The 13,994-nt window shown below is 59.4% G+C and carries 9 protein-coding genes and 2 pseudogenes; 7 read left to right on the forward strand and 4 right to left on the reverse strand.

Features of this window, described 5'->3' with window-relative positions:
* Positions 1-22 precede the first annotated feature (22 nt).
* The 3 genes from J2Y86_RS12240 to J2Y86_RS12250 are packed head-to-tail and all read left to right on the forward strand — an operon-like array spanning position 23 to position 4,193.
* Positions 23-982, forward strand: a complete 960-nt coding sequence (locus J2Y86_RS12240; protein ID WP_253431471.1) for a cytochrome-c peroxidase — start codon at positions 23-25, stop codon at positions 980-982.
* The gene (locus tag J2Y86_RS12245) at positions 979-2,790 is read left to right on the forward strand and encodes a DAHL domain-containing protein (protein ID WP_253431474.1); all 1,812 of its coding nucleotides are present in this window, start codon (positions 979-981) and stop codon (positions 2,788-2,790) included. The genes J2Y86_RS12240 and J2Y86_RS12245 overlap by 4 nt, the downstream gene beginning before the upstream one ends.
* A complete protein-coding gene (locus tag J2Y86_RS12250) occupies positions 2,787-4,193 on the forward strand; it encodes an ATP-binding protein (protein ID WP_253431477.1) in 1,407 nt (468 codons plus the stop codon). The genes J2Y86_RS12245 and J2Y86_RS12250 overlap by 4 nt, the downstream gene beginning before the upstream one ends.
* Positions 4,194-4,316: 123 nt before the next feature.
* Here the strand turns inward: J2Y86_RS12250 and J2Y86_RS12255 are convergent, their stop codons facing one another.
* Positions 4,317-5,642, reverse strand: a complete 1,326-nt coding sequence (locus J2Y86_RS12255) for an APC family permease (RefSeq protein ID WP_253431481.1) — start codon at positions 5,640-5,642, stop codon at positions 4,317-4,319.
* Positions 5,643-5,854: 212 nt separating this feature from the next.
* The gene (locus J2Y86_RS12260; protein WP_253431484.1) at positions 5,855-6,676 is read right to left on the reverse strand and encodes a carbon-nitrogen hydrolase family protein; all 822 of its coding nucleotides are present in this window, start codon (positions 6,674-6,676) and stop codon (positions 5,855-5,857) included.
* A gap of 126 nt (positions 6,677-6,802) precedes the next feature.
* Here J2Y86_RS12260 and J2Y86_RS12265 point away from each other — a divergent pair, with 126 nt between their 5' ends.
* Both J2Y86_RS12265 and J2Y86_RS12270 read left to right on the forward strand, forming a co-directional pair.
* The gene (locus J2Y86_RS12265) at positions 6,803-7,603 is read left to right on the forward strand and encodes a helix-turn-helix transcriptional regulator (protein ID WP_253431486.1); all 801 of its coding nucleotides are present in this window, start codon (positions 6,803-6,805) and stop codon (positions 7,601-7,603) included.
* A gap of 153 nt (positions 7,604-7,756) precedes the next feature.
* Positions 7,757-9,376: an FMN-binding glutamate synthase family protein gene (locus J2Y86_RS12270; RefSeq protein WP_253431489.1), complete on the forward strand. Its 1,620-nt coding sequence runs from the start codon at positions 7,757-7,759 to the stop codon at positions 9,374-9,376.
* Positions 9,377-9,391: 15 nt separating this feature from the next.
* Here the strand turns inward: J2Y86_RS12270 and J2Y86_RS12275 are convergent.
* A pseudogene (locus J2Y86_RS12275) lies at positions 9,392-9,565 on the reverse strand (glucosyltransferase domain-containing protein); the annotation flags it as partial.
* A 216-nt stretch (positions 9,566-9,781) separates the two neighbouring features.
* On the opposite strand from J2Y86_RS12275, the gene J2Y86_RS12280 reads away from it, so the two are divergent.
* On the forward strand, positions 9,782-10,912 hold the full coding sequence (locus J2Y86_RS12280) for an OpgC family protein (RefSeq protein ID WP_253431492.1): 1,131 nt from the start codon (positions 9,782-9,784) through the stop codon (positions 10,910-10,912).
* Between the two features lie 235 nt (positions 10,913-11,147).
* Here J2Y86_RS12280 and J2Y86_RS12285 read toward each other — a convergent pair whose 3' ends face one another.
* Entirely contained in the window at positions 11,148-12,569 is a 1,422-nt protein-coding gene (locus J2Y86_RS12285) for an amino acid permease (RefSeq protein WP_253431495.1), read from the reverse strand.
* Positions 12,570-13,239: 670 nt separating this feature from the next.
* Between J2Y86_RS12285 and J2Y86_RS12290 the strand changes: the two are divergent.
* Positions 13,240-13,697: pseudogene (locus tag J2Y86_RS12290) on the forward strand (REP-associated tyrosine transposase).
* The last annotated feature ends 297 nt before the right edge of the window (positions 13,698-13,994 follow it).

The raw sequence follows: 13,994 nt of genomic DNA on the forward strand, positions 1-13,994 counted from the left end.
CTATAAGCCAAGGAATCATCAGATGTCGTCATCCATTCACTTCCTGCTCCTGGTGCCGCTGCTCGGATGCTGTCTGAGCGCGGGCGCCGCGCCGCTGGATGAACCGCTCAAACCCCTGCCCCCGGCACCGCAACAAGACCCGCGGCGGGTCGAACTCGGTCGCCAGTTGTTCAATGAACCGCGCCTGTCGGTCAACAACACGCTGTCCTGCGCCAGTTGTCATCAGCTGGACAAAGGTGGTGCCGATACCCGGGCATTTTCCATCGGTTTCAATGGTGTGCCAGTGACGGTCAACACCCCCAGCGTGTTCAACGCCACCCTGAATTTCAGGCAGTTCTGGAACGGTCGCGCCGACACCCTGGAAACGCAGATCCATGAAGTGGTGCAAAGCCCCAGCGAAATGGGCAGCAACTGGGAACATGTGGTGGAGGTGCTGTCCGCCGACCCGGCGTACCGCAGCGCATTCGCCAATGCCTACCCGGACGGCGTGACCATGAACAATGCGCAAAACGCCCTGGCGACATACGAACGTACGTTGCTCAGCAGCAACTCGCGGTTTGATCAATACCTGCTGGGCGACACCGACATCCTCACGCGCGAGGAAAAGTACGGTTACCAACGCTTCAAGGAGTACGGCTGCATTGCCTGCCATCAAGGCGTGAACATCGGCGGCAACATGTTCCAGAAGTTCGGCGTCATGGGCGATTACTTCAAGGTTCGCGGCAACCCGACCGACACTGACCTGGGCCGCTATCTGGTGACCCAGGATGAAGAGGACCGCAATGTGTTCAAGGTGCCGAGCCTGCGCAATGTCGCGGTGACCGCGCCGTATTTTCACGACGGTTCGGCCAAGACCCTCGAAGAGGCCGTGGACGTGATGTTCACGTTCCAGCTCGGCCGTATTCCTTCGACGGAGGACAAAACCCTGATCATCAAATTCCTCAAGACCCTGACCGGTGAATGGGGAGGCAAACCCTTATGAGAGTGTCTAACCGTCGCAACCTGGTATTGCTGGGCGTCGTCGCCGTGATGCTGGCCTCGACGCTGCTGTTCCTGTACCTCAAATCGAATTCTAACGAGACGTCGACCTACGCTGAATCCCGTGACGTGATCGGTCGGATCAAACAGCTGAACGCGCAATGGGAAACCGAGATCCTCAAGGCCAGGATCGCCACCAACCACAACTATGATCCGCTGGTCACGCCGTTGTCCGAGATCACGCAACTGTGGGAGCGGTTCGCCACCATGGAATCGAACCACGGCCGCAACGACTCGCCGGTCTGGCGCGCCAGCCATGATGCGTACCTGACCGCCATCCGGGAAAAGACCCGGCTGGTGGAGCAGTTCAAGTCCCATAACGCCGTGCTGCGCAACTCACTGGCGTTCCTGCCCACCGCCGAGGACGACATTCAGGAACAACTGGCGCAGTTGGTCGATGGCGACAAACTGCAACTGCAGAACATCGCCACCGACACTTACGATCTGTTGCTCAGCAGCCTGGAGTTCGCCCAGGTCACTTCCGACAGCAGGGCCGCCGACATTCTGGTCGGGCTGAACAAACTTGGGGTGAACAAGTTGCGCCTGCCCGAGCAGTTTCACAGCCCGATCGATAATCTGAGCAACCACATTTCACTGATTCTGCGCGAACAACCGGTGGTCAACCGTTTGCTGGAAAACATCGAAGCGATTCCCGTCGCCGAGCGCCTGGACGACATCACCAGCCTGTTGAACACCGACCAGCAACAGTCCGACGTGATCGAGCAGCGCTACCACTTTTACATGCTGGTGTTCTCGGTGCTGCTGGTCTTGCTGCTGGTGTACCTGGCGATTCACTTGATGCGCAGTTTCACCGTCATCAATCGCGTCAACAAGGCCCTGAAAACCGCCAATGACGATCTGGAACTGCGAGTGGAAGAACGCACCCGCGAACTCAAGGACACCCAGAGCGAACTGCTCGACACCGCACGCCAGGCCGGCATGGCCGAGATCGCCACCAATGTGTTGCACAACGTCGGCAACGTGCTGAACAGCGTCAACATCTCGGCCGATCTGGTCAGCCGCAAACTGCGCGCCAGCAAGACCCAGGGACTGGGCAAAGCGATGCAGCTGATCAACGAACACCCTGGTGACCTCGGCACCTTCCTGACCCAGGACGAGAAAGGCAAATTGCTGCCCGGTTACCTCAATCAACTGGTGGAGGCGATCGCCCTCGAACAACAAAGCATGACCGATGAACTCGCACAGTTGAGCAAAAGCGTCGACCACATCAAGGACATTGTCGCCACCCAGCAATCCTATGCGGGCGCCAACAGCCTGATGGAGCCGCTGCACATCAGCGAATTGCTCGAGGACGCCCTGCGCATGAATGCCGGCGCGCTGACCCGGCATCACGTCACGGTGGTCAAGGAGTACGCCGAGGTGCCGCAGGTCATGGGCGACAAACACCGCTTGCTGCTGATCCTGATCAACCTGATCAGCAACGCCAAATACGCGATGTCCGACCTCAGCAACCGCCCGCGGCAAATGACCCTCGGGGTCAAAATCGTCGACGACACGACGCTGCAGGTCAGCGTCAAGGATGACGGTGAAGGCATCGCGGCGGAAAACATGACGCGCATCTTTGCCCACGGTTTTACCACGCGCAAGGAAGGTCATGGCTTCGGCCTGCACAGCTGCGCCCTGGCCGCGATCGAAATGAACGGCCACCTCACCGCCCACAGCGACGGGCCGGGCAAAGGCGCGCAATTCACCCTGCAAATCCCGCTGAAAACCGTCACGGAGGAGGCATGAGCGAACAGTCGAACCGGCGCATTCTGCTCATCGACGACACACCGTCCATTCATGACGATTTCCGCAAGATCCTGACGCCGACTCCGGTGCCGACCGTCGAGCTGGACGCGATGGAAGCGACGCTGTTTGGCAGCGAAGTGAAATCCACCCGCGCCGTGTTCGAGCTGGACTCGGCGTACGGCGGGCAAGAGGGCCTGGGCAAACTCAAGCAAGCCTTGCAGGCCAGCCATCCTTACGCGGTGGCCTTCGTCGACATGCGCATGCCGGAGGGCTGGGACGGCGCGAAGACGATTGAGCACTTGTGGCAGGAAGACCCGCGCCTGCAAGTGGTGGTGTGCACCGCGTATTCCGACTATTCGTGGGATGAACTGCTGGACCGGTTGCAGGCCCATGACCGGCTGCTGATTCTGAAAAAACCGTTCGACAACATTGAAGTCCAGCAGATGGCCAACACCCTGCTGACCAAATGGGACATGACCGAACGGGCCTTCATACAAATGAGCCACCTGGAGCACCTGGTGGATCAACGCACGACCCAGTTCAAACAGGCCAGCGAGGCGTTGCAGCGAGAAATCGACGAGCGCAAACAGCTTGAGTCGCAACTGGTGCAATCGGAAAAACTCGCTTCACTGGGGCAACTGGCGGCCGGTGTCGCCCATGAAATCAATAACCCCATCGGCTTCATTTCCTCCAACCTCGGCACCCTGGACGGTTATTTCAAACAGCTGCAGGAAATGCTCGACGCCTATCGGGACGCGGAAGAGGCGATGGGTTCCAGCGAACTGGTCGAGCGTTTGCAACAGCTTCGTGACCGGGTCGAGCTGGAATTCCTGCGCGATGACATTCCGCTGCTGATCAAGGAGTCCAAGGACGGCATCAACCGCGTCGGGCAGATCGTCAAAGACCTGAAGGACTTCTCGCGGGTGGACTCCAACCAGGAATGGCAGTGGGCGAATCTGCAACACGGCATCGACTCGACGCTGAACATCGTGGCCAATGAACTGAAGTACAAGGCCGATGTGGTGAAGGACTATCAGGTCCTGCCCGATATCGAATGCCTGCCTTCGCAGATCAACCAGGTGATCATGAACCTGATCGTCAACGCCTCGCAGGCCATCGGTCCGGAACGCGGCACCCTCACCCTGCGCACCGGGTCTGAAGGGGAAACCGTATGGATCGAAATCGCCGACACCGGCACCGGCATCCCGCCGGACAGCCTGCAGAAAATCTTCGATCCGTTCTTCACCACCAAACCGGTGGGCCAGGGGACAGGGCTGGGATTGTCCCTGTCCTATGGCATCGTGAAGAAACACCGGGGGAATATCCTGGTGCGCAGTGAAGTCGGCGTTGGCAGCACTTTCCGCGTCGAATTGCCGATCCACCAAACAAACTCAGCGGCCTGAACACCTGTCAACTGTGGGAGCGGGCTTGCCCGCGATGACGGAGTCACATCCAACAGACATGCTGGCTGATCCACCGCTATCGCGGGCAAGCCCGCTCCCACAGGTTGCTCATCAGTTCAGAGGTCAGGTGGCTTCCTGGAAATCCATCTCAGGTGGCTGACGACGGAAACCACCGGTCAACACCGCCAGGTACACCACGCCAATCGCCAGCCAGCTCAGCCCCAGATAAATCGCCAGGTGATCGAGGCTGACCATCAGCCACAAGTCGGCCACCAGGCCAATGAACGGGAACAACAGGAACAGCACGAACTCACGCGCTCCTTTCTTCTCGCCGCCGATCCAGTAGTGAAAGATCACCGACAGGTTCACCAGGCTGAATGCCAGGAACGCGCCGAAGTTGATGAACGAGGTCGAGGTGGTGACGTCCAGTTTCAGCGCCAGCAACGCCACGACGGCGCACAGCAGGATGCTGTTGATCGGCGTGCCGAAGCGTTCGTGCAGGGTGCCGAAAAACGATTTCGGCAGCACACCGTCACGGCCCATGGCATACAGCAACCGCGAGCCACTGGCCTGGGCCGACAGGCCCGAAGCGAATTGACCGACGATCAGGCCGATCAGGAAGATCGACACGAACAGGTCGCCACCGATGTTGCGGGCAATTTCATAGGCCGCCGAGTCGACACTGTCGAACTGGAACGACGGGTGCGCGATCTGCACGAAGTACGACACGCCGACGAAGATCAGCCCGCCGATCAGGGTAATCAGCATGATCGCCCGTGGGATGGTGCGGCGTGGGTCGCGGGTTTCTTCGGTCAGGGTGCTGACGGCGTCGAAACCGAGGAACGAGTAACAGGCGATGGCCGCACCGCTCATGATCAGTGGCATCTGCATGTCACCGTTAAAGAACGGTTTGACGGACCACAACGGCGTGCTCGCATCGCCGCCAACGTAATGCACGCACAGCGCAACGAAAGCGATCAGCACCAGGAACTGCACCAGCATCAGCAAGGCGTTGATACCGTTGGCCAGTTTCAGGCCGACGATGTTGATCGCGCTGGTGATGCCGATGAACGCCAGCACCCAGATCCACTGCGGCACCGCCGGGAACGCGGAGTTGAGGTACGCCGCGCCGATCAGCCAGATCGCCATCGGCAGGAACAGGTAATCGAGCAGCACTGCCCACCCGGCGATGAACCCGAGTTTGGGACTGATCGCCTTGCGCACATAACTGTACGCCGAGCCGGCTACGGGAAACGCCGAAGCCATTCGGCCGTAACTCATGGCGGTGAAGAACATCGCCACCAGCGCCGCGAGGTACGCGGCCGGCACCATGCCAGCGGTGGATTGAGCGAGGATGCCGAACGTGCCGAGCACAATGATCGGCGTCATGTAGGCGATGCCGAACAGCACCACCGACCCTAATGAGAGGGTGCGTTGCAAACGAGCCATGAGCGACTACTCCGAATTTTATTGGATTTATGGCAGAGCCGAGTTCGGCGCAAATTACGGGTGTTGCGTTTGTTGTTCTTTGTTCAAATCAAATAGAGGTGTTGAGCGTCAGGGCCTCATCGCTGGCAAGCCAGCTCCCACAGGTTTTGGAAGATCCCAGTGGGAGCGGGCTTGCCCGCGAAGGCGTCAGCCCTGACGACACGAAATCCGGATCAGCCCTTGGGAATCATCAACTCCCGCATTCCAGAGGCATGCTCAACCATCTCCCCCGGCAACTTCAGCCGCTGATCATCCAGATACCGATAATCCTGCCGCGCCGCTTCCAGCTGACTGAAGTCCAGTTCAACCGCAAACTGCCCCTCATCGCGCCCGGCCTCGAACAACAGCGTGCCCAGCGGATTCACCAGCGCACTGCCACCGGCGAACAACAACCCGCCATCGCCCTCTTCCACCCGGTTGACCATCAGGGCAAACGCCTGGTTTTCCTGGGCGCGGGCCATGATCGCGGTGCGGTGCGTCGGGCCGTACGGGTCCATGTTGCCGTTGGTGACGATCAGCAGTTCGGCGCCCAGTTGCGCCAGGGCGCGGGCGGTTTCCGGGAACTCGATGTCGTAGCAAATCAGCAGGCCGACCCGCACGCCGTTCCAAAGGCACGTGGCGTAGCGGTCGCCCGGCTCGTAGACACCGCGATCCGACGCCCACAGGTGCGTCTTGCGGTATTTCAGCGCGATGCCTTCCGGTGTGATCAGCAGCGTGGTGTTGAAAAATCGACCGTTGTCGTTCTCGGCCGTACCGATCACCACGGCGATGTTGCGCTCGCGGGCAGCAGCGACGATCGCGCTGACCGTCGGGCCATTCAGGGGTTCGGCGACCGCAGCGACGGTCTCGGCGGACGGGAAGCCCATCAAGTGGCTTTCCGGAAACATGATCAACTGCGTGTCGGCCGCACAGGCAGCAATCGCCGCCAGCGCGCGTTCGAGGTTGTAAGCCGTGTCGTTGTCACGGCCCGCCAGTTGGGCGAGTTCGACCTTCATGGGTAGTCCTTGTTCTGGTGGCCGGGCGGCAGAAAGATTGCCCGGCCGTTGTCTGTGCGCCAGTATGCGCAGCAAGCAACCGGCCAGGGAATCACGCGGCCGGGGTAACCCGATAGGGGTAGACCCATGACACTCTCGTTAGACGACATCGCCTGGCACCGTTCGGTCGGGCAACTGATCGACGCCCTCGACAAGCCCAATTTCTGGACGCAACTCGTGCGTTTGCTGGATCAGTACGTGACCTTCGACAGCTGGGTGGCCCTGCTTTTCAGCGCCGACCAGCACCCGCAAGTATTCGCCGAATGCCCCGGTGAAGACGGCAGCCCCGATCAGTTGTTCCAGGATTACCTGCGCGGCTTGTACCTGCTCGACCCGTTCTACATCGCCTGCCGCGAGCAATCGCGCACCGGGCTTTATCGCCTGTCGGAAGTGGCGCCGGAGCACTTTGAGCTGACCGAGTATTACCAGCGATACTTTCGTCTGAATGTGGTGGCCGACGAAATCCAGTTCAATTGCCAGCTCGAGGGTGACCGTACGCTGTGCCTGTCGCTGGGGAGCAAGCAGCGTTTCAGCGGTCAACAGATTGCTTTGCTGTCGTTGATCCAGCCGTGGGTGCTCGGCCTGTTGCGCCAGCGCCTGCCATACGAAATCAACGAAGTCGTGGCCCTCGCACCGACGCCGGTCCAGGGTGACTGGCGCGTTCAGCTGGAAGCTTCGGTGCAACAACTCAAAGGCGCGCAACTGACCGCTCGGGAGCTGGACGTCGGGCGTTTGATGCTCAGCGGTTGCTCCAGTAAAGAAATCGCCCGTAAGCTTGAAATTTCCGTAGAGACCGTGAAAGTCCATAAGAAACACATGTACAGCAAGCTGGGGATCAAATCCCAGTCCGAGCTGTTTTCGATTTTTCTCCAGGCCCAGAATGCCTGATATAGCACGGTCCTGCAGGAGCGAAGCTTGCTCGCGAAGAGGCCATTACATTCAACATTGATGTTGGCTGACACACCGCTTTCGCGAGCAAGCTTCGCTCCTACAGGGAAAGCGGTTATTGAACACAACCGAGTCCGAACCCAAGGAAACCGTATGAGCCTGTCACTCCTGAGCCGCTACGCCTTCTTTGCCGCGTGCGTGATCTTCACCCTCGCCAGCCTGCCGTTCCTGGAACACGACTGGCTCTGGCCGATCACCGCCGTCACCGGCGTGCTCAGCCTCGTGGGCCTGTTCGATCTGCTGCAAAGCCCACACGCCGTGCGCCGCAACTACCCGATCCTGGGCAACATCCGCTATCTGGTGGAAGGCATTCGTCCGGAAATCCGCCAATACCTGCTCGAGTCCGACAGCGACGCCCTGCCCTTCTCCCGGGCCCAGCGTTCACTGGTCTACTCGCGTGCCAAGAACGAAAGCGCTGACAAACCCTTCGGCACGTTGATCGATGTGTATCAGTCGGGCTTCGAATTCATCGGCCACTCCATGCGCCCGGCACCGTTGAGTGATCCGAGCAGTTTTCGCACCATCGTCGGTGGCCCGCAGTGCACCCAGCCGTATTCGGCATCGGTGTTCAACATCTCGGCCATGAGTTTCGGTTCCCTCAGCGCCAACGCCATTCGCGCGTTGAACCAGGGCGCGAAGCTCGGCAACTTTGCCCACGACACCGGCGAAGGCAGCATCAGCGCCTATCACCGGGAAAACGGTGGCGACCTGACCTGGGAACTCGGCAGCGGCTACTTCGGCTGTCGCACCGCCGACGGGCGCTTCGACCCGGAACGCTTCGCCGCACAGGCGCAGACACCGCAAGTGCGAATGATCGAAATCAAGATGTCGCAAGGCGCCAAGCCCGGCCACGGCGGCATCTTGCCAAAGCACAAAGTCACCAAGGAGATTGCCGAAACCCGCGGCATCCTGATGGGCGAAGACTGCATCTCGCCGTCGCGGCACAGTGCGTTTTCCACACCGATCGAACTGATGCACTTCATCCAGCAACTGCGTGAACTGTCCGGCGGCAAACCGGTGGGCTTCAAGTTCTGCCTCGGCCATCCGTGGGAATTCATGGGCATCGCCAAGGCCATGCTGGAAACCGGCATCCTTCCGGACTTCATCGTCGTCGACGGCAAGGAAGGCGGCACGGGCGCAGCGCCTGTGGAATTCACCGACCACATCGGCGTGCCGATGCGCGAGGGCTTGCTGTTCGTGCACAACACACTGGTGGGCCTGAACCTGCGGGACAAGATCAAACTCGGCGCCAGCGGCAAGATCGTCAGCGCCTTCGACATCGCCAGCGTGCTGGCCATCGGCGCCGACTGGGCCAACTCGGCACGCGGTTTCATGTTCGCCATCGGTTGCATCCAGTCGCAGTCGTGTCACACCAACAAATGCCCGACCGGCGTCGCCACTCAGGACACCTTGCGCCAGCGCGCCCTCGTCGTCCCGGACAAGGCCCAGCGCGTGTTCAACTTCCACCGCAACACCCTCAAGGCGCTGGCGGAAATGCTCGCCGCCGCCGGCCTGGATCATCCGTCGCAGTTGTCGGCCAAGCACCTGGTGCGGCGCATGTCGGCGACCGAGATCAAGCTCTTCTCGCAGTTGCATGTGTTCCTGAAACCGGGGGAATTGCTCACGGGAGAAGTGAACGGCGAGTTTTATTCGCGGATGTGGCAGATGGCGCGGGCGGACAGCTTCGAGCCTAACGAACTGGCGGCTGCGTGAAATCAAACAGGCGCTTCACCAACGAAGCGCCTTGAACGGTGCGGGCTCTTTCATGACGATGAAACCGTAATCACCGATCAGATAAATCCGCTAGTACTGGCGCTCCAGCAGCGCCGGATACCCCAGGCATCCCACCCGCGTCGCGTTGCGACGCTCCTTCTCCGCGACCACATTGCTGATGCCCACTTCGGCAGGTTCTCGGTCTGCCATCGTTCTCGTGCATTATCGGCCTGACAGACTGTTGGGCAAATTCGTACAGCCTGTTCAGTTCAAGACGGGCATTTGAGACATTCAGTAATATCGGGGTTTTGCAATTGCCCACGAATCACGCCACCCTGCGCGCCGCGCGACGTTTGGCGCCTTCGTCCTACTCTTCATTCAACACCCGTTCACGAGCCCGCTGTCATGACGTTTGCACGCGATCACCGAATCGACTTTTTCCGAGGCCTGGCGCTGATCTTCATCTTCTGGGATCACGTGCCCCACAACCCCCTCGGTCAAATCACCCCGCGTAACTTCGGTTTCAGCGATGCCGCCGAAATCTTCGTGTTTCTGGCCGGTTACGCAGCGGTCCTGGCCTACGGCAAAATCCTTCAGCGCGATGGTTACCTGATCGCTTGCGTGAAGATCCTGCGCCGCGCCTGGGTGCTCTACGTGGTGCATATTTTCCTGCTGGCGATGCTGATGGGTATCGTGTTCTTCGCCAACAGCCACGTGGAAACCCGGGATCTGGTGGAAGAAATGGGCATGCACCATTTCATCACCAACCCTCAGCAAGCCCTGGTGGATGAACTGCTGCTGCGTTTCAAACCGAACCTCATGGACCCGCTGCCGTTGTACATCGTGCTGCTGGCCGGATTGCCGCTGGTGTTGCCGATGCTGGTGCACAAGGCCTGGGCGGTGGTGGCCGTGTCGTTGACGGTGTACCTGCTGGCGCCGTGGTTCGGCTGGAACCTGGCCGCCATCAAGGACGGCGTGTGGTACTTCAACCCGGTGGTCTGGCAACTGTTGTTTGTCCTCGGCGGTGCGGCGGCGACCCACGGGCAACGGCCACGGCTGCCCGAGACTCGTCCGCTGCGGCGTCAGCCATTGTTTGTCAGTGCGTTGATGTATGTGGTCATCACCGGCGTGATCACCGTCTCGTGGAGATGGCCGGAGATTCACGACCCGGTGATGCCCGGCTGGCTGAGCAACCTGCTGTACCCGATCAGCAAGACCGACCTGTCGCCCGTGCGCTTGCTGCACTTTCTGGCGCTGGCGTACGTCACCGCGAAACTGTTGCCGGATAACGGCTGGACGCAAAGCTGGCTGGCGCAGCAATGCTGTCGAATGGGTCGTTACTCACTGGAAATTTTCTGCCTCGGCGTGTTGTTGGCGCCGCTGGCCGATATGGTTAACGCCATGACCGACGATGCCTTTGCCATGCAGATATTCACCGCGCTGGTAGGGCTCGGGTTAATGGGTCTGCTGGGGGCATGGCTGGATTTCAACAAGCGATTGACCGCACCGGCACAGATCGCCGCCACCCGATACTGACTGCGTAAAACCCTGTGGCGAGGGGATTTAGCGAAACGTCGCACCGCCCCGTTCGGCTGCGAAGCAGTCGTAAAACCTGTGAATGCGGTTTGACTGAACAGACGCAGGGGAGCGCTTCGCACTCCAACGGGGATAAATCCCCTCGCCACAGAGCTCGCTCGCCACAGGAGATTTCATCAGCCAATAAAAAGCCCCGGCCAATTGACCGGGGCTTTTTTATTTCAAGCGTTACGATTTACGAAGCCGAACGCACCGCACCTTGCGACACGTTGGTCGGTTGCAGCTTGAACACGTAGAACAACACCGTCAGCAACACCAGGAATGCAGGCCCCACATAGAGCGCCACGCGGGTGTCCGGGAAGTACGCCATCAAGCCGACCACCAGCACCAGGAACGCCAGCGCCAGGTACGAGCTGACCGGGTACAGCCACATCTTGTATTTCAGGCCAGCCCGTTCGCTGGCGCTCAGGCCTTTGCGGAATTTGAGCTGAGCCAGCAGGATCATCACCCAGGTCCAGATCGCGCCGAAGGTGGCAATCGCCGTTACCCAGACGAAGACTTTCTCTGGCACCAGGTAGTTGAGCAGCACGCCCAGCAGCAAGGCGAAAATCGACAGCAGCAGCGCACGACGCGGCACGCCATTGCTCGAGGTCGTGGCGAAACCGGCCGGGGCCTGGCCGTTCTGCGCCAGGCTGTAGAGCATGCGCCCGGTGCTGAAAATGCCGCCGTTGCAGGACGACAGCGCCGCGGTGATCACCACGAAGTTGATGATGCCGGCGGCGGTCTTGATGCCCAGGCGCTCGAACGTCATCACGAACGGGCTGCCTTGAGTACCGATTTCGTTCCACGGGTAGATCGACAGAATCACGAACAACGCGCCGACGTAGAACAGCAGAATCCGCCAGAACACCGAGCCGATTGCGTTGGGAATGGTCTTCTGCGGGTTCTTCGCTTCACCGGCGGTCAGGCCGATCATCTCGACGCCGAGGTAGGCGAACATCACCATTTGCAGGGACATCAACACACCTTGCACGCCGTTCGGCATGAAGCCGCCGTGAGCCCAGAGATTGGCAATCCCCAGTGCCACGCCGTCATTGCCGAAACCGAACGCAATGACGCCGATGCCGCCGATGACCATCGCAATGATGGTGACGATCTTGATAAGAGCGAACCAGAATTCGAATTCACCGAACGCCTTCACTGCGATCAGGTTGATGGTGCCCATGCTGATCAACGCCGACAGTGCCCAGATCCAGCGCGGCACCTCCGGGAACCAGACGCCCATGTACACCGCCACCGCGGTGATTTCCGCGACGCAGGTCACCAGCCACAGGAACCAGTAATTCCAGCCAGTCAGGAAGCCCGCCAGGGGGCCGAGGTAGTCTTGGGCATAACGGCTGAAAGAGCCGGCGACCGGATTGTGAACGGCCATCTCGCCGAGGGCGCGCATGATCACCAGGATCGCCAGACCACCGATGATGTAGGACAGCATGATGGCCGGGCCAGCCATTTCTATAGCCTTGGCCGAACCGAGGAACAGGCCGACGCCGATACAGGCACCGAGCGCCATCAAGCGAATATGCCGTTCGCCGAGTTCGCGTTTAAGCGGGCCGCCTTGAGCGGTCTCGCCGTGGGGCAGGTGATTGCCGACTGGCATAGGGGTAAAACCTCATCTTGTTATTGGATATGACCACCGAGTGTCGAAGCGCTGACTGATAAGCCATGGCTTGCCTGGAACCGGGCCTGCTTCGTGGGCAGAACCGTCTTGCAGGACAAAACCTGCAAGATCAGCGGGGCGTGCAGTATAAAAAGCTGACGGCAGAGAGTTTCACTCTATAAACCACGAAATTCAGGCGTACATCTCGATAAAAATGCGATTTCAGGAGATGGATTGTCTGGATTTTGTAGGATTTTTCGCCATTTGAAACGGCGCCGAGTATTGCACGGTATTGGTGCAGCGTCATGCCATGCCTAGGCAGCATTTAACCGCTGACCTCTCTAGTTCAACCATTTCAGACCCAATCGCTACCTTTGTGATCACGGTTCCCTTGTGGCGAGGGGATTTATCCCCGTTCGGCTGCGAAGCAGTCGTAAAAACCTGTGAATGCGGCGTGACTGAACAGATGCAGGGGGAGCGCTTCGCACTCCAACGGGGATGAATCCCCTCGCCACAAAGGCACCTCCATCACACGGGCACCTTCACCACAAAGGCCCCGCCACATTCTTCGTAGAAAACAGAATTTTCGCTCATCAATTGCAGCGCCGAACCTGCCTGTCGAGCACTAGCCTGAAAGCGTTACCCGACGATCAAACAAGGAAGCAATGGATTGCCTACTCAACCAAACTCCCATCGCCTGCGCCTCGGGCGACATTCCGAAACCGGTCGTGCCTATCTCATCACCGCTGTTATCCATGATCGCCAACCCGTATTTCATGATTGGCGACTGGGTCGCCTTCTCGTCGCAGAAATGCGATGGGCTCACGATTCAGGTGTTGTGGTTTCAATTGCCTGGGTTGTCATGCCCGATCACTTTCATTGGCTGATGCAATTGCGAGACGGCGATTTAGGAAATGCCATCGGCGCTACCAAGGCACGATGCACCCGGGCCTTGAACAAAATGACCCCCGTCGTGGTCCTCTGTGGCAAACCGGCTATCACGACCGGGCAATCCGTGATGGCGAAGATCTTCGTCCATTCGCTCGCTACATCATTGCCAATCCTCTGCGGGCAGGACTGGTAGAGAAAATCGGCGATTACCCCCTCTGGGATGCGTGCTGGCTCTAACATCGAACGCCACATTTGTAGCAACCGAGCTGCCTGTGGGGGAGGAGATTTATTGTGGCGAGGGGATTTATCCCCGTTGGGCGGCGTAGCCGCCCTAAAACCATCCCGATGAGCTATTTCTGAAGGACCGCGTTCACCGAATTTACGACTGCTGCGCAGCCGAACGGGGCGGTGCGACGTTTCGATAAATCCCCTCGCCACAATGAATTCCTATCTACAATGAATCCCCTCACCACAATGCCTCCGCTTTGCCTAAAAACATCGGCACCTCCACGCATCACTTACTACCCCACAATT

Origin of the sequence: Pseudomonas migulae, from assembly GCF_024169315.1 — a bacterium.
In the GTDB taxonomy this organism is placed as follows: Bacteria; Pseudomonadota; Gammaproteobacteria; order Pseudomonadales; family Pseudomonadaceae; genus Aquipseudomonas; species Aquipseudomonas migulae_B.

Coding starts and splice junctions, on each gene's coding strand:
- J2Y86_RS12255 (WP_253431481.1), bottom strand. CDS start 5,642: ATGGCTCGTTTGCAACGCACCCTCTCATTAGGGTCGGTGGTGCTGTTC.
- J2Y86_RS12270 (WP_253431489.1), top strand. CDS start 7,757: ATGAGCCTGTCACTCCTGAGCCGCTACGCCTTCTTTGCCGCGTGCGTG.
- J2Y86_RS12240 (WP_253431471.1), top strand. CDS start 23: ATGTCGTCATCCATTCACTTCCTGCTCCTGGTGCCGCTGCTCGGATGC.
- J2Y86_RS12285 (WP_253431495.1), bottom strand. CDS start 12,569: ATGCCAGTCGGCAATCACCTGCCCCACGGCGAGACCGCTCAAGGCGGC.
- J2Y86_RS12260 (WP_253431484.1), bottom strand. CDS start 6,676: ATGAAGGTCGAACTCGCCCAACTGGCGGGCCGTGACAACGACACGGCT.
- J2Y86_RS12245 (WP_253431474.1), top strand. CDS start 979: ATGAGAGTGTCTAACCGTCGCAACCTGGTATTGCTGGGCGTCGTCGCC.
- J2Y86_RS12250 (WP_253431477.1), top strand. CDS start 2,787: ATGAGCGAACAGTCGAACCGGCGCATTCTGCTCATCGACGACACACCG.
- J2Y86_RS12280 (WP_253431492.1), top strand. CDS start 9,782: ATGACGTTTGCACGCGATCACCGAATCGACTTTTTCCGAGGCCTGGCG.
- J2Y86_RS12265 (WP_253431486.1), top strand. CDS start 6,803: ATGACACTCTCGTTAGACGACATCGCCTGGCACCGTTCGGTCGGGCAA.